Raw genomic sequence first — 19,979 nt, 5'->3', positions numbered from 1 at the left:
CCCGCGCGGGGAGTTGCTACAGCGCGACGCCGAGCAGGGCGTCGACGGCGCGGGAGACGAGACCGGGGGCGGACTCGTCGGTGCCGCCCTCGGCATCCTGGAGCGCGGCCCAGCGGTCGACCGCGGCGAGCGCGGCCGGGGCGTCCAGGTCGTCGGAGAGCGCCTCGCGGAGCTCCTCGACGAGCGCGTCGGCGGACGGGCCGTCGGGGCGCGAGACGGCGGCGCGCCAGCGGTCCAGGCGCGCCACGGCGTCCTGGAGCACCTGCTCGGTCCACTCCCAGTCGGCCCGGTAGTGGTGCGAGAGCAGGGCGAGCCGGATGGCGGCCGGGTCGACGCCCTCCTTGCGGAGGGTGGAGACGAAGACCAGGTTGCCCTTGGACTTGGACATCTTCTCGCCGTCGAGGGCGACCATGCCGGCGTGCACGTAGGCCTTGGCCATGGGGAACTCGCCGGTGAGCGCCTGGGCGTGGGAGGCGCCCATCTCGTGGTGCGGGAAGATCAGGTCGGAGCCGCCGCCCTGTACGTCGAAGCCCATGCCGAGGTGGTCGAGGGCGATGGCGACGCACTCGATGTGCCAGCCGGGGCGGCCGGGGCCGAGGCTGCCGCCGTCCCAGCTGGGCTCGCCCTCGCGGGCGGCCATCCACAGCATCGGGTCGAGCGGGTTCTTCTTGCCCGGGCGGTCCGGGTCGCCGCCGCGCTCGGCGGACAGGTGGCGCATCAGCTCGGTGTCGTAGTTCGACACCTGGCCGAAGTGCGGGTCGGCCTCGACCGAGAAGTAGATGTCGCCGTCGAGCTCGTAGGCGGCACCGGAGTCCCGCAGCCGCTCGACGAGCGGGATGATGCCCGGTATGGCCTCGACCGCGCCGATGTAGTGCTGCGGGGGCAGCATCCGCAGGGCGGTCATGTCCTCCCGGAACAGGGCGGTCTCGCGCTCGGCGAGGCCGACCCAGTCGATGCCGTCGCGGATCGCCCGCTCCAGCAGGGGGTCGTCCACGTCGGTGACGTTCTGGACGTAGTGAACCTGCCGCTTGGTGTCGAGCCACACGCGCTGAACGAGGTCGAACGCGTTGTAGGTCGCCGCGTGACCCATGTGGGTCGCGTCGTACGGCGTGATGCCGCAGACGTAGATGCGGGCGACGGGGCCGGGGTCGAGGGTCACTCGTCCACCGGTCGCGGTGTCGTGAATCCGGAGGTCGCGGCCCTTGCCGGGCAGGGCGGGGACCTCAGAAGCGGGCCAGGCATGCATGCCCTGAGCGTAACCGGACAGGTGTTCCGGATACGAACCGCATCCGGGATCCTGGCCGAGGAGGCGGTCTTGCGGAAGCCGGGCCGCCGTGCATGAGGAGGCATACCCCCCGGGGGTGTTCCGCATCTGGAGAAGGTTGACCGAAAAGCATCGGCCACCGGTCGAAGTGGCCTGGTCGGCTACACGGGAGGCCAGGGAATGGCCGGCCACTCCCCCGACGGTACGGGGTGCCGGCCGGTCCCGCGCAGCACGGCGACCCGCTCCCGCAGGGCGGCCACCTCGGCGCCCGTCAGCAGCGCGCCGAGCCGTTCCGCCAGCGGAGTGCCCGGGGCGAGCCGCTCGTCGAGCGCGGCGAGGACGGCGGTGGCCTCCTCGGTCAGCTCCTCGCCCGCCCAGCCCCACAGCAGGGTGCGCAGCTTGTCCTCGACATGGAACGAGACCCCGTGGTCGATCCCGTACAGGCGCCCGTCCGGCGCCGGCAGCAGATGCCCGCCCTTGCGGTCGCCGTTGTTGATGACGGCGTCCAGGACGGCCAGGCGGCGCAGCTCGGGCGTGTCGGCGTGCACCAGCAGCGCGGTGCGGTCCTCGGCGATCTGCGCGGGCCCCACGGCCTTCCAGCCCTCCCCCGCCTCGTCGTCCTCGACCAGCGCGAGCAACTGGGCCGAGGGGTCCGGCTCGACCCACAGCTGGACCATGCCCTCGCCGTACGGCCCGTCCCGCAGCACGGTCGGCGGGATGAGACCCCAGCCGGTCGCCTCGGACAGCTCGAAGGCGGCCACCTCGCGCTGGGCGAGGGTGCCGTCGGGGAAGTCCCACAGCGGGCGCTCCCCCGCGACCGGCTTGTAGACGCAGTCCGCGCGCCCGCCCTCGTACGCGACGGAGCAGAACAGCACCGCGTTGGACGCCTCACGGACCTGGCCGACCACGGTCAGCTCCCCCGCCGCGAGCAGTTCGATGGTGCTCGGGGTCCCCTGGCCGCTCATGCGCCGCGACGGTATCCGTTCTGGCGCGGGCAGACATGGCCCTCGGGGTCGAGCGGCAGGCTGCACAGCGGGCACGGCGGCCGGCCGGCGTTGACCACGTCGAGGGCGCGCTTGGCGAAGGCCCGGGCCTGGGCGCCGGTGAGCCGGACCCGCAGCATCGGCGGGCCGTTCTCCTCGTCCTGGAGCATCCGCTCCTCGGCCTCGGCGAGGTCCTCCTCGGAGTCCGCGTCGAGCTCGACGAGCGCCTGCGCCTCGACGATCATCCGCTGCTCCTCGCCGTCCCAGGCGAGCGCCATGGTGCCGACCCGGAACTCCTCCTCGACGGGGGTGTCGAGCGGGGCGCTGTCCGCGATGTCGGCGGGGGCCATGGCCGGCACCGGGGCGTTGCCGCCGGTGCGCCGCACGACCTCGTCGAGCAGCTCGTCGATCCGCTCGGCGAGGGCCGCGACCTGTGTCTTCTCCAGGGCGACGCTGGTGACGCGGCCGGCCGCGGACGCCTGCAGGAAGAACGTACGGCGGCCAGGCAGCCCGACCGTGCCGGCCACGAACCGCTCCGGTGGGTCGTAGAGGAACACCTGACGGGACACGTTCCTGACTCCCTCGGGTCTCGACTGTCTCGACTGTTCCGCCGCGGTCGTGGCGGGTGCCGCCGCGTCGGCGGGTCTCGCGGAACGGCGCTACCGCGGCGCGTCCACCCTACTGCGCGGATGGATCACGGTGCGCCCGCACCGCCCCCGACCTCCGCCGCCCCCTCGTCGGCGGGGGTCTCGCGGGGTGCGAGGCCGGCCAGGTCGCCGGTGTCGCCGAGGCGCAGCAGGAAGGGCCTCAGGCGGGTGTAGCGGATCGCGGTGACCGAGCAGGGGTCGGCGTGGATGCGCTGGAAGAGGTCGAGATGGAGGCCGAGGGCGTCCGCGACGATCGCCTTGATGATGTCGCCGTGCGAGCACATCGCGTAGACGGCGTCCTCGCCGTGCTCCTCCTCGATCCGGGCGTTCCAGTCGCGCACCGCGTCCACGGCCCGGGCCTGCATGGCGCGCAGGGACTCGCCGCCGGGGAAGGCGGCGGCGGAGGCGTGCCCCTGGACCACCTGCATCAGCGGCTCGTCCATCAGCTCGGCGAGCTTGCGGCCGGACCAGTCGCCGTAGTCGCACTCGCTGATCCGTTCCTCGGTGTGCAGCGGCAGACCGGGGCGGGCGGCGAGCAGCGGCCGGACGGTCTCCCGGCAGCGCTGGAGCGGGCTGGAGACGACGGCGGCGAGCGGCACTCCGGCGAGCCGTCCGGGCAGGGCGGCGGCCTGTGCGGCGCCCCGCTCGTCGAGCGCGACCCCGGGCGTCCGCCCGGCGAGCACGCCGGAGGTGTTGGCGGTCGAGCGTCCGTGCCGTACGAGGATCAGGGTGGCCATGGGGGCCAGCGTAGGCGTCCCCACGCGCGTGTGGGGGGCGGTCGGGGTGCTCTCGATGCGGTACGGGGGCCCGGCAGGTGCGGTCCGGGGGCGGCCGGGAGAGAATACGGCCCGTGATCGTGGACTCTGCCATCTACCGTGACGGACGCCGGACGAAAGGCCCCGACGACCTGTCGGACGCGCTGGCGGAGGCGCGGGCGACCGGTGACGCCTTCCTGTGGGTGGGGCTCTACGAGCCGACGGAGGCCGAGTTCAGCCATGTCTCCGACGAGTTCGCGCTGCACCGCCTGGCCGTGGAGGACGCTCTCAAGGCGCACCAGCGGCCCAAGCTGGAGATCTACGACGACTCGCTGTTCGTGGTGCTCAAGCCGGTGGTGTACGAGCCGGAGAGCGACACGGTCTCGTCCGGTGAGCTGATGCTCTTCATCGGCGACTCGTTCGTGGTGACCGTGCGGCACGGAGTGGGCTCACCGCTCGGGGCCGTCCGCAAGCGCCTGGAGGCGGAGCCCAACGTGCTGAAGCACGGGCCGACGGCGGTGCTCTACGCGGTCAGCGACACGGTGGTGGACCACTACATCGACGTGGCCGGTGAACTCCAGGTCGATCTGGAGGAGCTGGAGACCGATGTCTTCGAGCCGACCGGCGGCAACCCGGCGCGCACCGCGGCGCGGATCTACACCGCCAAGCGGCAGGTCCTGGAGTTCCGCCGGGCGAGCGTTCCGCTGGCCGGTCCGATGGCGCGGCTCGCGGCCGGCTCGGTGCCCTTCGTGCACGAGGACGCGATGCCCTTCTTCCGCGACGTGCAGGACCATCTGCTGCGCGCCAACGAGCAGGTCGAGGGCCTGGACCGGCTGCTCTCGGACGTGCTCTCGGCGCATCTGGCGCAGATGGGGGTGCGCCAGAACGACGACATGCGCAAGATCTCGGCCTGGGCCGCCATGGCCGCGGTCCCCACGATGCTCGCGGGGATCTACGGCATGAACTTCGACCACATGCCGGAGCTGCGGTGGACGTGGTCGTACCCGGCGGTGATCCTGCTGATGGCCGTGATCGAGGTGGGGCTGTACCGGCTGTTCAAGCGGCGCGGCTGGATGTGAGCCCCCGGCCCGGCCGCGGCCGGGCCGGGGGTTTGAAAGCCGTCCGGCTCAGAAGGCGGGGGCCGGGGTCGGCGCCCCGCCGAGGGCGTCGCGGCGCTCGGGCATCCGCAGGTCCACCATCTTGTGCCAGCCGGCCAGACGCTCCCACGCGTACACCCCGTGGATGCCGGCGGCGAGGGCGGCGGCCTTGGCCTTCGGCCAGCCCAGGATGCGGCCCATGTGGCTCATCACGGCGAGGCTGACGTCGCGGTAGACCTGGATCTCCGCCAGCGCGCACTCGCGCAGGGTGCGCTGGATGAGCCGCCCGTGGCCCGCGTAGTTGAGGCGGAGCAGCTCCTCGTGGCAGTACGACAGGTGGTTGGTCTCGTCGTTGTCGATCATGCGGATCGCCTTGCCGAGCACCGGGTCGTCCCCGAAGTACTTCACCAGCGTGATCATCTGGTCCGCGGCCCGTTGCTCGGTGACCCGGCTGTGCGCGAGGTAGACGATGATGTCCTCCTCGCTGAGCGGCTCCTCACGGCGCAGTTTGTCGTGGGCGAGGCCGATGCCGCGCTGCTCCAGGAGCATGGTGTAGTCGGTCTCGGGCGGCACGGGCACCGGTTCGAGGCCGCGCTTCTTGAGCAGGGCGTTGAAGATCCGGCCGTGTTTGTCCTCGTCGGCGCCGTGCCGGACGATCTTGGGCGCCAGATCCCGCATCCCGGGGGCGACGAGCGCCGCGATCCGGCCGTTCTCCCAGCCGCCCTGGGCCTCGCCGCTGGCGGCGATGGAGCAGAAGAGCCGGAACGACTCGTCGTTGGCGATGATTTCCTCGAACAGCCCTTTGGCCGTGAGCATGGCTGACACCTCCATGCGGACGTCCGCACTCCGTACGCCCGTGGAGTACGAGTCAAGTGCGCCGCGCCGGGTCGGGCAACACGAGCGCGGCGGGCACTGGGCCGAACGGCGTACGAGCCGACGTACGGGCGCCGCACGGGCGGGGGCGCACGGGCGCGTAACTCCGGGCGCCCTCACGCGTTGTGCTCCGTGACGGCCGTGGCGGGGAAGACCCCCCGAGCCCCCACCACGGCCGCAGAGCTCCCGTACGCGCGCCGAGGCGTGCCGTTGCGCGTCAGGGCACGCGTTACGAGGCGAGCCCGGCCCGCTCCAGTGCCTCCACGCCCGCCCGCAGCGCCGCGATCCGCTCGTCGAGCGTGAAGCCGGCCGGGGAGAGCGTCAGGGTGGTGACACCGGCCGCCGCGTAGGCCTGCATGCGGTCGGCGATCCGGTCGACGGAGCCGAGCAGCGCGGTCTGGTCGATGAGCTGCCGGGGCACGGCCGCCGCGGCGCCCGCCTTGTCGCCGGACAGGTACTTGTCCTGGACCTCGGCGGCGGCCTTCTCGTAGCCCATCCGCTGAGCGAGCTGGTTGTAGAAGTTCTGCTTGCGGCTGCCCATGCCGCCGACGTACAGCGCGGTGTACGGCCGGAACATGTCGGCGAGCGCGTCGATGTCGTCGCCGAGGGCGATCGGCAGGGTGGGGTGGACGTCGAAGCCCTCCATCGTCAGCCCGGCCTTCTCGCGGCCCGCGCGCAGATGGCGGAGCGCGGTCTCCTCCAGGTGCTCGGCGGCCGGGAAGATGAGCAGGGCGCCGTCGGCGATCTCGCCGGTCTGCTCCAGGTTCTTCGGGCCGATGGCGGCGATGTAGAGCGGGATGTGCGGGCGGGTCGGGTGGACCGTGAGCTTGAGCGGCTTGCCCGGGCCGTCCGGCAGGGGCAGCGTCCAGTGCTCGCCCTGGTAGCTGAGGCGCTCGCGGGTCATGGCCTTGCGGACGATCTCGACGTACTCGCGGGTGCGGGCGAGCGGCTTGTCGAACTTGACGCCGTACCAGCCCTCGGAGACCTGCGGGCCCGAGACGCCGAGGCCGAGCCGGAAGCGGCCGCCGGAGAGCGAGTCGAGGGTGGCGGCGGTCATCGCCGTCATCGTGGGCTGCCGGGCCGGGATCTGCATGATCGCCGAGCCGACGTCGATGCGCTCGGTCTTGGCGGCGACCCAGGACAGCACGGTGGGGGCGTCGGAGCCGTACGCCTCCGCCGCCCAGCACACGTCGTAGCCGAGGCGGTCCGCCTCCTGGGCCACGGCCAGGTTGTCGCCGTCCATGCCCGCGCCCCAGTAGCCGAGGTTGATGCCGAGCCGCATGCCACGTACCCCTTACCCATCGGTAACGTCCTGTGCGGGGACTCTAGCGCGCGGCCCCGGCATTCGTCAGGAACCGATCGGGGACGGGTCGGAGGAGGCCGGCGGGAACGGTCCGGGAGGCCTCGAACGAGTGGGCTGTGGACAGGTTGTCCACAGGGTCTCTCCGCGTGGTGCCGTGGCCAGTAATCTCGCGGCCATGGAGCAGAGGCATCTCGGACGTACCGGCCTGCGCGTGTCCCGGCTCGGGCTCGGCACCCTCACCTGGGGCCGGGACACCGACGAGCACGACGCGGCCGAACAGTTGAAGGCGTTCTGGGACGCGGGCGGCACGCTCGTGGACACCGCGGACGTGTACGGGGGCGGCGAGGCGGAGTATCTGCTCGGGCGGCTGATCGACGAGCGGGCGGGCCTCGTGCCGCGCCAGGACCTGGTGATCTCGACCAAGGCGGGCAGCGTGCCCGACCCGGACCGGCGCACGGACGGCTCGCGCGGGCACCTGCTCGCCGCGCTCGACGCCTCGCTGGCCCGGCTCGGCACGGACCACGTGGACCTGTGGCAGCTGCACGCCCACGACCCGCACACCCCGCTCGAGGAGTCGCTGCAGGCCCTCGACATCGCGGTGAGCACCGGACGCGCGCGCTATGTGGGCGTGTCCAACTTCTGCGGCTGGCAGCTGGCCAAGGCCGGCACCTGGCAGCTCGCCGGGGAGCGGACCCGGCTCGCGGGGACACAGATGGAGTACTCGCTGCTCCAGCGGGGGATCGAGCGCGAGGTGCTGCCGGCCGCGCTCGACCTGGGCATCGGCCTGCTGCCGTCCTCGCCGCTGGGGCGCGGGGTGCTCACCGGGAAGTACCGGCACGGCACGCCGGCCGACTCGCGCGGCGGATCGGAGGCCCTCGCCCCGTTCGTGGAGCCGTATCTGGACGACACGGCGAGCCGGATCGTGGACGCGGTGCGCACGGCGGCGGACGGCCTCGCCACCACTCCGCTGCACGTCGCCCTCGCCTGGGTCCGCGACCGCCCCGGGGTGACCGCCCCGATCGTCGGCGCGCGCAACGCGCGGCAGCTCGCGGCCGTGCTGTCAGTGGAGAGCCTTAGTCTTCCTGACGAGATCTGCCGGGCCCTCGACGATGTGTCGGCGCCCGTGCACCGCTATCCGGATCACGACTGGAGCACCTTGTGACCGAGCCTTCCGGCGACACCCCGACGCCCGAGGCCGCCGAGCCCACCGCCGACGCCCAGGAGGCGCCCGCCGCGCCGCCCGCCGCCCCCGGCACGGAGCCCGCGGGCGGCGAGGAGCCGGACGAGCGGGCGGAGAGCTCGGAGCCGGAGACGACGCCGGAACGGCCCGGGGACGGCGAGCCCGAGTCGACGGAACCCGGTTCCGCGGAGGCCGGCACCGAGAAGGCCGCGCCCGAGCTGACCGAGGCGCAGGCGGAGCTGGCCGCGCAGCGGGAGCTGCGGGAGAGGATCGAGCGCCGCAAGGCCGAGCGGGCCGCTCCCGTCGAGGCGGGCGGCAAGCTGACCGGCACGGCCGCGGACCTGCTCGCGGCGGTACGGGCCGTCGAGAGCGGCGCGAAGCCGGTCTCGGTCCCGCGCGTGGCGGCGCCGGCCCCCGCGCCCGTTCAGGAGCGCACCGCCCCGGCGGCGCAGCCGGAGACCACCGTGCGCCCGCCCGCGCCCGAGGCCCCGGTGGTGACCGAGGAGACCACGGACGCCGTGCGCCGGGTCCTCGCGCGCGGCGGGGCCCCCGAGACGCTCGCCGCCCAGGTGGCCGCCGTGCTCGGCGAGGGCGCCGCCCGGGCCCTGGAGGACGACCCCTGGCAGCTGCTCGCGGTGCCGGGTGTGCGCCCCGAGCAGGCGGACGGCTTCGCCCGGGCGCTGCTCGGCGCGGAGTGCGGTCCCGCCGACCCGCGCCGCGCGGTGGCCCTCACCGCCTGGCTCCTGGAGCAGGCGGCCCTCAAGGGCCACACCGCTCTGGCGCTCGGCTCCGTCCGGGACGCGCTTGCCAGGCTGTCGGTGCCCGAGCCGGACAAGGCCGTGGACCTGGCGGTGTCGGAGGCGGCGGTCCTGGTCTTCCAGGAAGAGGAGGAGCCGGAGGAGTCCGACGACCTCGACACCGAGGGCGAGCCGGCCGAGGCGCCCGCGCCGCGGCCCGAGGTGCCGGTGCTGCTCGGCCTGGAGCGGTACGCGCTCGCGGAGGAGAGCCTGGCGGACGGCCTGGCCCGCCTCGTCCGTACGGCCGAGGCGGCGGAGTGGGACGGCCCGGAACTGGCCCGCGCCGCCGGGGCGCACGGTCTGGTGCTGCACACCGGCGGCGAGGCCGCCCGCGCCGAGCCCGCCGCGCTCGCCGAGGCGGCCCGCGCGCGGGGCCTGCGGGTCGCGCTCGCGGCGCACAGCGCGCGGGACGGCGCGCTGCCCGTGGCCGCGCTGCTGTCCGGCACCGCCGGCCCGGGACGGGACGCCGAGGGGACCCTCGCCCTGGACCTGCTCGTGGTCCTCGACGCGCCGCAGCTCGACGTGGAGACGGCGGCCACGCTGGTCGAGGCGCTGCCGGACGGCTGCCGCCTTGTCCTCAGCGGCGATCCGTACGTCCTCGGAGCGGCGGGCCCCGGCCGGGTGTTCGCCGATCTGCTCGCGGCGAAGGCAGCCCCGCAGATCGCCTCGCGCGTGCCCGACCCGGGCCCGATCGGCGAGCTGGTGTCCGGCATCGGCGCCGGCGAGCTGAACCAGGTCGAGGCACCCGGCAAGGAGGTCGTGATCGTCCCGGTCCGGGACGCCGGCGAGGCGGTGCACCGCACGGTGCAGCTGGTCGCCGACTCGATCCCGCGCGCCATCGGGGTACCGGCCGAGCAGACCCAGGTGATCACGGTCGGCCACGGCGGCTCGGCCGGCACCCGCGCGCTGAACGCGGCGCTGAAGCAGCGCCTCAACCCCGGGCCCGGGCGCTTCGGCGGCTTCGACCCGGGCGACCGGGTGGCCCACTCCCCCGCCCCGGGCCGTACGGTCACTGGCACGGTCGTCTCGGCCGACGCCGAGGGCCTGCACCTGGACTGCGCGGGCGAGCGGGTCGTCGTACCGAAGGAGCGGGTCGAGTCCGCGCTGCGGCACGGCTGGGCGCTCACCGCGCACCAGGCGGCCGGGACACGCTGGCCCGCGGCGGTCGTGGTGCTGCCCGGCGACGCGGCCGGCGGCCTCACCCGGGCCTGGGTCTACACGGCCTTCGGGCGCGCGGAGAAGCATCTGTCGGTCGTGCACGGCGTGGAACAGGCCCTGCCGCGCGCGGTGGCCGAGGGCCGCGCCCCGGAGCGCACGACCCGCCTGCGCCCCCTCCTGGAGGCACTGCTGCACGAGGACGAGCCGGGCGCCGGGGCCGGAGCCTCATGACGTAGCGCCGTCCGGCGCTCGGGACCTCCCGAGGCCCCGCCGGAGCCGAGGGGCCGCGGGGCGGCGAACGCAGGGCGAAGGATCGCCTCGTACCCGGCCTGCTCTGCGGGATCCGGGGCCGCCGCCGGTACACGGCAGGGCGCCCTCCCCGTGGGCGAACGGGAGGGCGCCCTGACGTGTCCGGGGCGGAAGGGGCTCAGGCCTGGCGGGCTCGGGCGGGAGCCCGGTCCTCCTCGTTCGGGTCGTCCGAGTCGTCGTCGAAGACGGCGCTGATGTCGAAGCGGCACACGAGGCGTTCCTGGTCGGCCTGGTCGAAGGGGGCGTTCAGCCACTCCCCCGGCTCGGGCAGTTCCTCGGCCGCCTCGACCCAGAGTGTGGAGTCGCCCTCCTCCAGGCCGAACTCCTTGTGCCGGGACGCGATTTCGTCGGGTTCGTACTCGCCGAAGACGACCCCGAGCGCCGCGTGCGTGGTCCCCGCCCCCTCCTCCCGGTCCAGGTCGGTCACCCGCCGGGCCTGGGCGATCAGGCGCTGCGGCTCCACCACGGCGTAGTCGCGGCGGATCAGCACGCTCAGCGCGTGCGGCTCGTCCGGGCCCGCGTAGGGCGGCAGCGAGTCGTCAGCGCCCGGGATCTCGAAGGGTGTGACCTCGTCGTAACGGTCGTAGAGGACCTCGTCGTACGCCTCCGCCGCCGCCGCGAGCGCGTTGAAGGCCTCGTAGACGGCCGGGTCGTCGTCCCCGGTGCGGCGTTCGACCGCCGCGAGGTGACGGTCCAGTGCGGCTTTGACCGCCTCGACGGCGGCGCGTACCTCGGCAGCGGTGGGCTGCGCAGCATCAGACATAGGACAGACGCTATCCGTACCGGGCCCTTGGCCGCACAATAGATGCGATGCCGGAATACGAATTTGTCGACGTGTACGTGCCGCGTGGTGTCTCCCGCAAGGAGACGACGCGGCTTCTGACCGACCATGCCGAGTACGGACACTGGGAGCTGGACCGGCTGATCCTGCGCCGGGACGGGAGCCGCAGAGTGCGGCTGAAGCGCCGCATCATCCGTCAGATCCGCGCCACCTGGTGACAGGAGTGACCTGAGTGACCTCCATGGCACGAGTGACCCACGTGACATGAGGAAGGGGCCCCGCGACCGCGGGGCCCCTTCGCTTTCCGCGCCGCGGCGCGGGGGTCACGCGGCTCGGCGGGCCCGCCGGTAGATCACGGAGCCGGCGAGGAGCAGGGCCGCGCCGGCGGGCACGGCGACGCCGAGCGGACCGGCGCCGGTGCTGGCCAGCTCCTCGGTGGGTCGGTCGGGCGTGACGGTGTGCGCACCGGGCGTGTTCGGCCCGTGCGAGCCGCCGGGAGTGCCCGGGGTCCCCGGCGTACCGGGGTGCTCACCGCCCTCCTCGCCGGGACCACCGGGAGTCTCCGGACCACCCGGGGTCTCCGGACCGCCGGGGGTCTCGGGCCCGCCAGGGGTCTCCGGACCGCCCGGGGTCTCGGGACCACCAGGGGTCTCGGGCCCGCCCGGGTGCCCCGGGGTGGTCGGCTCGATGCCGTTGCCGCAGTCGTTTCCGTAGGCCGCGTTCCCGGCCCCGACGCCCGTGACACCGTTCCCGCAGACGTTCAACGGGGCGTCGATCGGCACCTGGACGGTGTTGCCGGAGCCGACGCCCGGCGAGTCGGAGCTGTGGCCGCCGGCGCTGGAGCCGGAGCCCCCGTCATCGCCGTAGCCGCCGGAACCGTCCTGGTTGGAACAGGAGTTGCCGAACGCCGGGTTCATCAGCCCGATGACGGAGACGGTGTTGCCGCAGACGTTGACCGGCGCGTGGACCGGGACCTGCACGGTGTTGCCGGAGGCGACGCCCGGCGAACCGGCCGCGGTGCCGCTCGCATCCGATCCGGCGTGGGCGTAACCGCCGCCGAGGGCGATCATGCCGCCGGCCGCGGCGACCGTGATGATGCTCTTGCGTGTGATGACGCGTGTGACCTGTCGCATTGCTGGTTACCTGCTTCTCGGCTCGTGACGAAATGGCCACCGGCCCCGGAGTGCATGGCACGCACTCCGGGGCCGGCCTTGGCTCGGACCCTCAGGGGGTCGAGACAGAACGTCAGGCGTTGACGCAGGTGTTGCCGAAGGCGGGGTTCAGCAGCCCGATCACGGAGACCGTGTTGCCGCACACGTTCACGGGGATGTGAACCGGCACCTGGACGACGTTGCCCGAGAGCACGCCGGGGGAACCGATGGCGGCACCCTGGGCACCCGCGTCGGCAACGGCCATGCCCGCACCCGCGAGAACGAGACCGCCGGTGGCAGCCGCAGCAGCGACGACCTTCTTGATCATTATTCCTCCTTGTTGGCAATGCGGTCCCAGCCGCGGACCGCACCACCTGTAACGAGGGGGAATCAGAGGGGCTACGAGCCCCCTGGGGCATTCACTCTTTCCGGTAGCACCTGGACGCGCGGTCGATTTCCGCGACGCGCGCCCGGGCCGCCGTCGTCCGGCTCAGCTCGCGTCGAGGAAGCGGTCCAGGACCCGGACGCCGAACCTGAGTCCGTCCACCGGGACCCGCTCGTCCACGCCGTGGAACATGCCGGCGAAGTCCAGCTCCGGCGGCAGCTGGAGCGGCGCGAAGCCGAAGCAGCGGATGCCGAGGTCGTCGAAGGACTTGGCGTCGGTGCCGCCGGAGAGCATGTACGGCACGGCCCGGGCGATCGGGTCCTCGGCTCGCAGCGCCAGCTGCATGGCGTCGACCAGGGCGCCGTCGAAGCTGGTCTCCAGGGCCTTGTCGCCGTGCACGTCCTCGCGCTTCACGCGCGGGCCGAGGATCCGGTCGAGGTCGGCCAGGAACTCCTCCTCGTACCCGGGCAGGAAGCGCCCGTCGACATGCGCGGTGGCCTGGCCGGGGATGACGTTCACCTTGTAGCCGGCGCCGAGCATGGTGGGGGCGGCGGAGTTGCGCAGGGTGGCGCCGATCATCTTGGCGATGCCGCCGAGCTTGGCGAGGGTGGCGTCCATGTCCTCGGGGTCGAGCGGGGTGCCGAGCGCGTCCGAGAGCTCGTCCAGGAACGACCGTACGGTCTTGGTGACCCGGACCGGCCAGGTGTGCCGGCCGAGCCGCCCGACGGCCTCGCACAGCTCGGTGATCGCGTTGTCGTTGTTGGTCATCGAGCCATGGCCGGCGGTGCCCTCGACGGTCAGCCGCATCCAGTGCATGCCCTTCTGGGCGGTCTCGACCAGATAGAGCCGCAGGTTCTCGTTGACCGTGAAGGAGAAGCCGCCGACCTCGCCGATCGCCTCGGTCACGCCCTCGAACAGATCGCGGTGGTGGTCGACCAGGTGGCGGGCGCCGTAGGTGCCGCCGGCCTCCTCGTCGGCCATGAAGGCGAGCACGACGTCGCGCGGCGGCTTGCGGCCGCTGCGCATCCGGTCGCGCACGACCGCGAGGGTCATGGCGTCCATGTCCTTCATGTCGACGGCGCCGCGGCCCCAGACGCAGCCGTCGGCGATCTCGCCGGAGAAGGGGTGGTGGGTCCAGTCCTCGGCGTTGGCCGGGACGACGTCGGTGTGCCCGTGGATGAGCAGGGCCGGCCGCGACGGGTCCTCGCCCTCGATCCGGGCCACGGTGGACGCCCGCCCCTGGTGCGACTCGATGATCTTCGGTTCGAGGCCGACCTCGGCGAGCTTCTCGGCCACGTACTCGGCCGCCGCCCGCTCGCCCGGACCGGAGTGGTCGCCGTAGTTGCTGGTGTCGATGCGGATGAGGTCCCGGCACAGGTCGACGACCTCGTCCTCGCCCGTCACGCCCCGGCCGGTGTTCGTCTCGCTCACGCTGCTTCCTCCCACTACGTGCCCCATGACTGCGGTCGCCCCCATCCTCGCTCGCCACCCCGGTCCGGCCCAAGGGCCCCCGCCCCGGGGTGGCCTGGGGGCGCCGCCGGGGTGGTGATCGACCACCCCAGATGTTTGCTATGGTTTTCCTCGTCGGAAGGGGCCGCGAGCCCCGAAAGACACACCCCGTCCGGGTGGCGGAATGGCAGACGCGCTAGCTTGAGGTGCTAGTGCCCTTTATCGGGCGTGGGGGTTCAAGTCCCCCCTCGGACACCAGCCGGAAAGGCCCCACAGCGATGTGGGGCCTTTCCGCATGTCAGGCGTACGTCGGTCACCTGTCGGCCGCCCGTTACCGTGGGGGCGTGCGACGCCGAAGCAAGCCCCCCGCCTCTCCCCTCCCCCAGCGCGACGGGATCGACGCCGTGCGGGTGCGGCTGCCCGAGGACCCGGAGGGGGCCTGGGCGACCGTCGGGGAGCATCTGGTCGGGCGGTACGGGGCGGCCGTCGGGGACGCGCGCGTGGAGGCCATGCTGCGCGAGGGGCGGTTCGTCGGGGCCGACGGGCGGGCCGTGGACGGGGCCGAGCCGTACGCCGCCGGGCGGTATCTGTGGTTCCACCGGGACTTTCCGGCCGAGGAGCGGGTGCCGGGCGAGGTCGGGGTGGTGTACCGGGACGAGCGGATCGTCGTGGCGGACAAGCCGCACTTCCTGGCGACGATGCCGCGCGGCGGGCATGTGACGGAGACGCTGCTCGCGCGGCTGCGGCGGGACCTGGGGCTGCCGGAGCTGCAGCCGGCCCACCGGCTGGACCGGCTGACGGCGGGGCTCGTGCTGTGTGTCGTACGGGCGGAGGACCGGGGGGCGTACCAGACGCTGTTCCGGGACCGGGCCGTGCGCAAGGCGTACGAGGCGGTGGCGCCGTACGACCCGGAGCTGACCCTGCCGGTGACCGTGCGGAGTCGGATCGAGAAGGAGCGCGGGGTGCTGGCCGCCAGGGAGATCCCGGGCGGCGAGCCGAACGCCGAGAGCCGGATCGACCTGCTCGCGCACAGGGGCGGGCTCGCCCGGTACCACCTCGTGCCGGAGACCGGGCGGACCCATCAACTGCGGGTGCACATGAACGCGCTCGGGCTGCCGATCCTCCACGATCCGCTGTACCCGGTGGTCCGTGAGGACGGGCCGGAGGACTTCGGGCGGCCGCTGCAACTGCTCGCGCGGTCGCTGGTGTTCACCGACCCGTTCACCGGTGAACCGAGGAGGTTCCTGAGCCGTCGGCCGCTCAATGGCCTCGCTTGAGCCACTCCTCCAGGTGCGGAGCCTCCTCCCCGATCGTGGTCGAGTCGCCGTGGCCGGTGCGGACGACCGTCTCGGGCGGCAGGGTGAGGAGCTTCTCGCGGATCGACCCGACGATCGTCGGGAAGTCCGAGTATGACCGGCCGGTGGCGCCCGGGCCGCCCTGGAAGAGGGTGTCGCCGGAGAAGACGGTGCCGAGCTCGGGGGCGTACAGGCAGACCGCTCCGGGGGCGTGGCCCGGTGTGTGGAGGACGGTGAGGTCCGTCCCGGCGATGGTGAGGACCTGGCCGTCGGCGAGTTCGCCGTCGGGGCTGTGGTCCGGGTGGGTCAGCTTCCACAGCGGCAGGTCGGCGGGGTGCAGCAGGATCCGGGCGCCGGTGGCGGCGGCGAGGGCCGGGGCCGCGTCGATGTGGTCGTCGTGGGCGTGGGTGCAGACGATGGCGCGCAGGGGGCGCCCGTCGAGGGCGGCCAGGATGGCGTCGGCGTCGTGGGCGGCGTCGATGACGATCGCCTCGGTGTCGTCGCCGACGATCCAGACGTTGTTGTCGACCTCCCAGGTGCCGCCGTCGAGGCTGAAGGTGCCGGAGGTGACCAGATGGTCGATGCGGGCGCCCATCAGAACACCACCACCGAGCGCAGCACGTCGCCCTCGTGCATGCGGGCGAAGGCCTTCTCGACGTCGCCGAGGCCGATGGTCTCGGTGACGAAGGCGCCGAGGTCGATCCGGCCCTGCTGGTGCAGGTCGATGAGCATCGGGAAGTCGCGGGACGGCAGGCAGTCGCCGTACCAGGAGGACTTGAGCGCGCCGCCGCGGCCGAAGACGTCGAGCAGCGGGAGTTCGAGCTTCATCTCGGGGGTGGGGACGCCGACCAGGACGACGGTGCCGGCCAGGTCGCGGGCGTAGAAGGCCTGCTGGTACGTCTCGGGGCGGCCGACCGCCTCGATGACGACGTCGGCGCCGAAGCCGCCGGTGAGTTCGCGGATGGCCTCGACGGGGTCGGTGGCGCGGGAGTTGACCGTGTGGGTGGCGCCCATCTCCTTGGCCTTGGCGAGCTTGCGGTCGTCGATGTCGACGGCGATGATCCGGGCGGCTCCGGCGAGCCGGGCGCCGACGACGGCAGCGTCACCGACGCCGCCGCAGCCGATGACGGCGACGCTGTCGCCGCGGCCGACCTCGCCGGTGTTGATCGCGGCGCCGATGCCCGCCATGACGCCGCAGCCGAGCAGGCCGGCGACCTCGGGCGCGACGGCCGGGTCGACCTTGGTGCACTGACCGGCGTGGACCAGGGTCTTCTCGGCGAAGGCCCCGATCCCGAGGGCCGGGGAGAGCTCGGTGCCGTCGGTGAGGGTCATCTTCTGCTGCGCGTTGTGGGTGGCGAAGCAGTACCAGGGGCGGCCGCGCCGGCAGGCGCGGCACTGGCCGCACACCGCACGCCAGTTGAGGACCACGAAGTCGCCGGGGGCGACGTCGGTGACGCCCGCGCCGACGGACTCGACGATTCCGGCGGCCTCGTGGCCGAGCAGGAAGGGGAACTCGTCGTTGATCCCGCCCTGCTTGTAGTGGAGGTCGGTGTGACAGACCCCGCAGGCCTGGATCTTCACCACGGCCTCGCCCGGACCGGGATCGGGGATCACGATCGTCTCGACCCGGACCGGCTCGTTCTTGCCGGGGGCGATGACCCCCAGGACCTGCTGCGACATCGTGGACTTCCCTTCGCCGACAACCTCTGCGCTGTAAGGATCTTGCGTACCACTATCTCCTGACAAAACGCGAGACCCCCGCAGTTCGTGCCTGCGGGGGTCTCTTGTCCCGTGGGGGGCTATGGGGTGCGGATCAGTCCCGGCCGACGGTGCCCTGGGCCGCGCGGACCCGGCCGCGGACCAGGAACCAGCCGCCGACCAGCGCGGCCGCGATGAGCGGCAGGCAGGCGACGGTGGTGCGGCCGACGCCGCCGTCCATCCACATGAGGACCAGGACCGAACCGAGGAACAGCAGGGTCACGATCTGGGTGTACGGGGCCCAGGGCAGCTGGTAGGACGGCCGGACGAGCTTGCCCTGCTTGGCGCGGCGGACGAAGAGCAGCGAGCAGACCATGATCATGGCCCAGGTGCCGATGATGCCGATGGACGCGAAGTTCAGCACCAGCTCGAAGGCGTCCTCGGGCATCCGGGCGTTGAGGATCACGCCGAGGACTCCGAAGCCCGCGGTGAGCAGGATGCCGCCGTACGGGACGCCGCCCCGGTTCATCACACCGGTGAACCTGGGCGCGGAGCCGGCGAGCGACATCGAGCGCAGGATGCGGCCGGTGGAGTAGAGGCCCGAGTTGAGGCTGGAGAGGGCGGCTGTGAGCACGACCAAGTTCATCACGCCGGCGGCGCCGGGGATGCCGAGCTTGTCGAAGACGGTGACGAAGGGGCTCTGGTCGCCGGAGTACGCGGTGTACGGGAGGATCAGCGCGAGCAGCACGACGGAGCCGACGTAGAACACGCCCACGCGCCACATGATCGAGTTGATCGCCTTCGGCATGATCTTCTCGGGGTTCTCGGTCTCGCCGGCGGCGACGCCGCACAGCTCGACGGAGGCGTAGGCGAAGACGACACCCTGGATGAGCAGCAGCATCGGCATCATGCCGTTGGGGAAGATGCCGCCGTTCTCGGTGATGTTGGCCAGGCCCGGGGTGTGGCCGCCGACGTCGTGCGAGGTCACGACGAGGAAGATGCCGACGAGCATGAAGGCGACCAGGGCGCCGACCTTGACGATCGCGAACCAGAACTCCATCTCGCCGAAGTACTTCACGGAGATGAGGTTGGCGGCGAGGACGATCGCGAGGGCGATCAGGGCGAGCACCCACTGCGGGATGTCGCTGAACAGCGACCAGAAGTGGGCGTAGGTGGCCGCGGCGGTGATGTCGGCGACGGCGGTGGTCGACCAGTTGAGGAAGTACAGCCAGCCGGCCGTGTAGGCGCCCTTCTCGCCCATGAACTCACGGGCGTACGAGACGAAGGCGCCGGAGGACGGGCGGTAGAGCACGAGTTCGCCGAGGGCCCGGACGACGAAGAAGGCGAAGACGCCGCACACCGCGTACGCGATGAAGAGCGAGGGTCCGGCGTTGGCCATGCGGCCACCGGCACCGAGGAACAGGCCGGTGCCGATCGCGCCGCCGATGGCGATCATGTTGATGTGCCGGTGCTTGAGGTCCTTGCGGTATCCGTGGTCGCCGGCGTCCACGTGGGAGGACACCGACGAGGCTGCCGCGGGTGCCGCCGGAGTGGCGGACAGCGTGTCGGCCGCAGTGCTGCGGTCACTCATGGAGTTGTTCGCCTTCGTGAGGGGAGGGTCTGTGCGGTGCCCGGCCGTGCCCTTGTGGGGCTTTCCGGCACGGCCAGCGCACATCCTGACGGCAACCACCCGTCACTGACTGTGGCCGATCTCACTGTTCGGCCGGATTTGAGGTAGTTCAGAGGTTACGCACGGGTGAACTTGCGCCCCGGGCGGCCGTCACGGGGCGAGGACGTCCAGCTCCTTGAGGGCGCCGACGGCGATCTCGCGGGTCAGTTCCTCGGCGCGGGCCGCGTCCCGTTCCCGTACCGCCTCGGCGACCTGGACGTGCAGGGTGACGGCGGCCGGATCGGGGTCCTCGAACATCACCTGGTGGTGGGTGCGGCCGGTGAGCACCTCGGCGACCACGTCGCCGAGCCGGGCGAACATCTCGTTGCCGGAGGCGTTGAGGACGACCCGGTGGAAGGCGATGTCGTGCACCAGGTACGCCTCCAGCTGCCGGCCGCGCGAGGTGGCGACCATGCCGAGGGCCTGTTCGGTGAGCGCGCGGCACTGCTCGGGGGTGGCGTGCAGGGCGGCGAGTCCGGCGGCGACCGGCTCGATCGCGGAGCGCAGCACGGTGAGCGAGCGCAGCTGGCGGGGGCGGTCGGCGCCGGCCAGGCGCCAGCGGATGACCTGGGGGTCGTACACGTTCCAGCGCTCGGTCGGCAGCACGGTCACGCCGACCCGGCGCCGGGACTCGACCAGGTGCATGGACTCCAGGACGCGCACGACCTCGCGCACCACGGTCCGGGAGACGTCGAAGCGCTCGACGAGTTCGTCGGAGCGGAGCACCGTGCCGGGCGGGTACTCCCCGGCGGTGATGGCCAGGCCCAGGGTGGTCAGAACCTGCGGATGGAGCCCCTGAGCGGCCGGTGTCGTCATGTCGGCAAGCGTCTCAGATCAGCTGAGCGATCCCAAGTCGACCGTAGGGGTCGGTATGGGTTCGGTCCACCTGGGTGGGGAGGCGTGGGCGTGGCGGTGGAATCCGGCGCCCAGTGCTGCTCCTCGTGGCCGGTGTCGGCGGGTGGTGGGTGTGCTGATCGCGGTCACGCTCTGGTGCCGGTGGGCTGCGCGGGGCAGTCGGGTCCGGTCCGTTGGTGCGTGTCCCTCCGGACGCTGGCCGACACGACCCTGGGGTCGTGCCGGGGAGGGAACCCCGCGTCGCCTGGGCGCGGGGCGGTTGGTGCGTGGCCGGGTCGGGCCGGTCTTCGACCGGTCCACCCGACGGGTCTTCGGGGCGGCCGTGACGAC

General features: G+C 72.9%; 19 protein-coding genes and 1 tRNA gene. 6 read left to right on the top strand and 14 right to left on the bottom strand.

All coding sequences use genetic code 11. The annotated features are described in order from the left end of the window. Positions 1 to 16 precede the first annotated feature (16 nt). From mshC to AB0C73_RS08950, 4 genes are all read right to left on the bottom strand, one after another. Entirely contained in the window at positions 17 to 1,246 is a 1,230-nt protein-coding gene (gene mshC / locus AB0C73_RS08965; RefSeq protein ID WP_362526464.1) for a cysteine--1-D-myo-inosityl 2-amino-2-deoxy-alpha-D-glucopyranoside ligase, read from the bottom strand. Positions 1,247 to 1,425: 179 nt separating this feature from the next. Further along, complete coding sequence (locus AB0C73_RS08960) at positions 1,426 to 2,229, bottom strand: SCO1664 family protein (protein WP_362526462.1); 804 nt, start codon at positions 2,227 to 2,229, stop codon at positions 1,426 to 1,428. Beyond that, positions 2,226 to 2,816 (bottom strand): DUF3090 domain-containing protein, encoded by a 591-nt coding sequence (locus AB0C73_RS08955; RefSeq protein ID WP_362526460.1) that lies wholly within the window; start codon positions 2,814 to 2,816, stop codon positions 2,226 to 2,228. The genes AB0C73_RS08960 and AB0C73_RS08955 overlap by 4 nt, the downstream gene beginning before the upstream one ends. A gap of 125 nt (positions 2,817 to 2,941) precedes the next feature. Further along, positions 2,942 to 3,631: a histidine phosphatase family protein gene (locus tag AB0C73_RS08950; protein ID WP_362526458.1), complete on the bottom strand. Its 690-nt coding sequence runs from the start codon at positions 3,629 to 3,631 to the stop codon at positions 2,942 to 2,944. Positions 3,632 to 3,735: 104 nt separating this feature from the next. Between AB0C73_RS08950 and corA the strand changes: the two genes are divergently transcribed. Continuing rightward, on the top strand, positions 3,736 to 4,728 hold the full coding sequence (corA, locus tag AB0C73_RS08945) for a magnesium/cobalt transporter CorA (RefSeq protein WP_362527219.1): 993 nt from the start codon (positions 3,736 to 3,738) through the stop codon (positions 4,726 to 4,728). A 48-nt stretch (positions 4,729 to 4,776) separates the two neighbouring features. On the opposite strand, the gene AB0C73_RS08940 is transcribed toward corA, so the two are convergent. Both AB0C73_RS08940 and AB0C73_RS08935 read right to left on the bottom strand, forming a co-directional pair. Next, entirely contained in the window at positions 4,777 to 5,562 is a 786-nt protein-coding gene (locus AB0C73_RS08940; RefSeq protein WP_362526455.1) for a ferritin-like domain-containing protein, read from the bottom strand. Positions 5,563 to 5,848: 286 nt separating this feature from the next. Continuing rightward, positions 5,849 to 6,901 (bottom strand): LLM class F420-dependent oxidoreductase, encoded by a 1,053-nt coding sequence (locus AB0C73_RS08935; protein ID WP_362526452.1) that lies wholly within the window; start codon positions 6,899 to 6,901, stop codon positions 5,849 to 5,851. A 196-nt stretch (positions 6,902 to 7,097) separates the two neighbouring features. On the opposite strand from AB0C73_RS08935, the gene AB0C73_RS08930 reads away from it, so the two are divergent. After that, the gene (locus tag AB0C73_RS08930) at positions 7,098 to 8,084 is read left to right on the top strand and encodes an aldo/keto reductase (protein ID WP_362526450.1); all 987 of its coding nucleotides are present in this window, start codon (positions 7,098 to 7,100) and stop codon (positions 8,082 to 8,084) included. After that, a complete protein-coding gene (locus AB0C73_RS08925; protein ID WP_362526447.1) occupies positions 8,081 to 10,288 on the top strand; it encodes a helix-hairpin-helix domain-containing protein in 2,208 nt (735 codons plus the stop codon). Before AB0C73_RS08930 ends, AB0C73_RS08925 begins: the two co-directional genes overlap by 4 nt. 196 nt (positions 10,289 to 10,484) lie before the next feature. Here AB0C73_RS08925 and AB0C73_RS08920 read toward each other — a convergent pair whose 3' ends face one another. Next, positions 10,485 to 11,129, bottom strand: a complete 645-nt coding sequence (locus tag AB0C73_RS08920; RefSeq protein WP_362526445.1) for a hypothetical protein — start codon at positions 11,127 to 11,129, stop codon at positions 10,485 to 10,487. Between the two features lie 47 nt (positions 11,130 to 11,176). Between AB0C73_RS08920 and AB0C73_RS08915 the strand changes: the two genes are divergently transcribed. After that, a complete protein-coding gene (locus AB0C73_RS08915; RefSeq protein ID WP_362526443.1) occupies positions 11,177 to 11,365 on the top strand; it encodes a DUF5703 family protein in 189 nt (62 codons plus the stop codon). A 105-nt stretch (positions 11,366 to 11,470) separates the two neighbouring features. Here AB0C73_RS08915 and AB0C73_RS08910 read toward each other — a convergent pair whose 3' ends face one another. The 3 genes from AB0C73_RS08910 to AB0C73_RS08900 all read right to left on the bottom strand — a co-directional run bounded on the left by AB0C73_RS08910 (position 11,471) and on the right by AB0C73_RS08900 (position 14,114). Next, positions 11,471 to 12,280 carry a chaplin gene (locus tag AB0C73_RS08910; protein WP_362526441.1) on the bottom strand — a complete coding sequence of 270 codons (810 nt, stop codon included), beginning with the start codon at positions 12,278 to 12,280 and terminating at the stop codon, positions 11,471 to 11,473. 112 nt (positions 12,281 to 12,392) lie between these two features. Beyond that, on the bottom strand, positions 12,393 to 12,626 hold the full coding sequence (chpH, locus tag AB0C73_RS08905) for a chaplin ChpH (RefSeq protein WP_123450641.1): 234 nt from the start codon (positions 12,624 to 12,626) through the stop codon (positions 12,393 to 12,395). 162 nt (positions 12,627 to 12,788) lie between these two features. Further along, complete coding sequence (locus AB0C73_RS08900; RefSeq protein WP_362526438.1) at positions 12,789 to 14,114, bottom strand: M20/M25/M40 family metallo-hydrolase; 1,326 nt, start codon at positions 14,112 to 14,114, stop codon at positions 12,789 to 12,791. A gap of 188 nt (positions 14,115 to 14,302) precedes the next feature. On the opposite strand from AB0C73_RS08900, the gene AB0C73_RS08895 reads away from it, so the two are divergent. Further along, positions 14,303 to 14,390: transfer RNA gene (locus AB0C73_RS08895), tRNA-Leu, on the top strand. Between the two features lie 86 nt (positions 14,391 to 14,476). Continuing rightward, positions 14,477 to 15,409 (top strand): pseudouridine synthase, encoded by a 933-nt coding sequence (locus AB0C73_RS08890; RefSeq protein WP_362526435.1) that lies wholly within the window; start codon positions 14,477 to 14,479, stop codon positions 15,407 to 15,409. On the opposite strand, the gene AB0C73_RS08885 is transcribed toward AB0C73_RS08890, so the two are convergent. The 4 genes from AB0C73_RS08885 to AB0C73_RS08870 all read right to left on the bottom strand — a co-directional run bounded on the left by AB0C73_RS08885 (position 15,393) and on the right by AB0C73_RS08870 (position 19,610). After that, entirely contained in the window at positions 15,393 to 16,022 is a 630-nt protein-coding gene (locus tag AB0C73_RS08885) for an MBL fold metallo-hydrolase (protein WP_362526432.1), read from the bottom strand. The genes AB0C73_RS08890 and AB0C73_RS08885 overlap by 17 nt on opposite strands. After that, a complete protein-coding gene (locus tag AB0C73_RS08880; RefSeq protein ID WP_362526429.1) occupies positions 16,022 to 17,107 on the bottom strand; it encodes an S-(hydroxymethyl)mycothiol dehydrogenase in 1,086 nt (361 codons plus the stop codon). Before AB0C73_RS08880 ends, AB0C73_RS08885 begins: the two co-directional genes overlap by 1 nt. 133 nt (positions 17,108 to 17,240) lie before the next feature. Continuing rightward, complete coding sequence (locus tag AB0C73_RS08875) at positions 17,241 to 18,716, bottom strand: amino acid permease (protein WP_362526426.1); 1,476 nt, start codon at positions 18,714 to 18,716, stop codon at positions 17,241 to 17,243. Positions 18,717 to 18,905: 189 nt separating this feature from the next. Beyond that, positions 18,906 to 19,610, bottom strand: a complete 705-nt coding sequence (locus AB0C73_RS08870) for an FCD domain-containing protein (RefSeq protein WP_362526424.1) — start codon at positions 19,608 to 19,610, stop codon at positions 18,906 to 18,908. Positions 19,611 to 19,979: the final 369 nt, after the last annotated feature.

The organism is Streptomyces sp. NPDC048623, from assembly GCF_040650755.1.
Lineage (GTDB): Bacteria > Actinomycetota > Actinomycetes > Streptomycetales > Streptomycetaceae > Streptomyces.
The sequence above is the reverse complement of the archived record's forward strand: the minus strand, read 5'-3'. Positions and strand labels throughout refer to the sequence as shown.

Excerpts from the sequence above, each read along its gene's own strand:
- AB0C73_RS08920 (WP_362526445.1), bottom strand. The coding sequence starts at position 11,129 with ATGTCTGATGCTGCGCAGCCCACCGCTGCCGAGGTACGCGCCGCCGTC.
- AB0C73_RS08960 (WP_362526462.1), bottom strand. The coding sequence starts at position 2,229 with ATGAGCGGCCAGGGGACCCCGAGCACCATCGAACTGCTCGCGGCGGGG.
- AB0C73_RS08870 (WP_362526424.1), bottom strand. The coding sequence starts at position 19,610 with ATGACGACACCGGCCGCTCAGGGGCTCCATCCGCAGGTTCTGACCACC.
- mshC (WP_362526464.1), bottom strand. The coding sequence starts at position 1,246 with ATGCATGCCTGGCCCGCTTCTGAGGTCCCCGCCCTGCCCGGCAAGGGC.
- AB0C73_RS08915 (WP_362526443.1), top strand. The coding sequence starts at position 11,177 with ATGCCGGAATACGAATTTGTCGACGTGTACGTGCCGCGTGGTGTCTCC.
- AB0C73_RS08875 (WP_362526426.1), bottom strand. The coding sequence starts at position 18,716 with ATGAGTGACCGCAGCACTGCGGCCGACACGCTGTCCGCCACTCCGGCG.
- chpH (WP_123450641.1), bottom strand. The coding sequence starts at position 12,626 with ATGATCAAGAAGGTCGTCGCTGCTGCGGCTGCCACCGGCGGTCTCGTT.
- AB0C73_RS08940 (WP_362526455.1), bottom strand. The coding sequence starts at position 5,562 with ATGCTCACGGCCAAAGGGCTGTTCGAGGAAATCATCGCCAACGACGAG.
- AB0C73_RS08885 (WP_362526432.1), bottom strand. The coding sequence starts at position 16,022 with ATGGGCGCCCGCATCGACCATCTGGTCACCTCCGGCACCTTCAGCCTC.
- AB0C73_RS08880 (WP_362526429.1), bottom strand. The coding sequence starts at position 17,107 with ATGTCGCAGCAGGTCCTGGGGGTCATCGCCCCCGGCAAGAACGAGCCG.
- AB0C73_RS08930 (WP_362526450.1), top strand. The coding sequence starts at position 7,098 with ATGGAGCAGAGGCATCTCGGACGTACCGGCCTGCGCGTGTCCCGGCTC.
- AB0C73_RS08935 (WP_362526452.1), bottom strand. The coding sequence starts at position 6,901 with ATGCGGCTCGGCATCAACCTCGGCTACTGGGGCGCGGGCATGGACGGC.
- AB0C73_RS08910 (WP_362526441.1), bottom strand. The coding sequence starts at position 12,280 with ATGCGACAGGTCACACGCGTCATCACACGCAAGAGCATCATCACGGTC.
- AB0C73_RS08950 (WP_362526458.1), bottom strand. The coding sequence starts at position 3,631 with ATGGCCACCCTGATCCTCGTACGGCACGGACGCTCGACCGCCAACACC.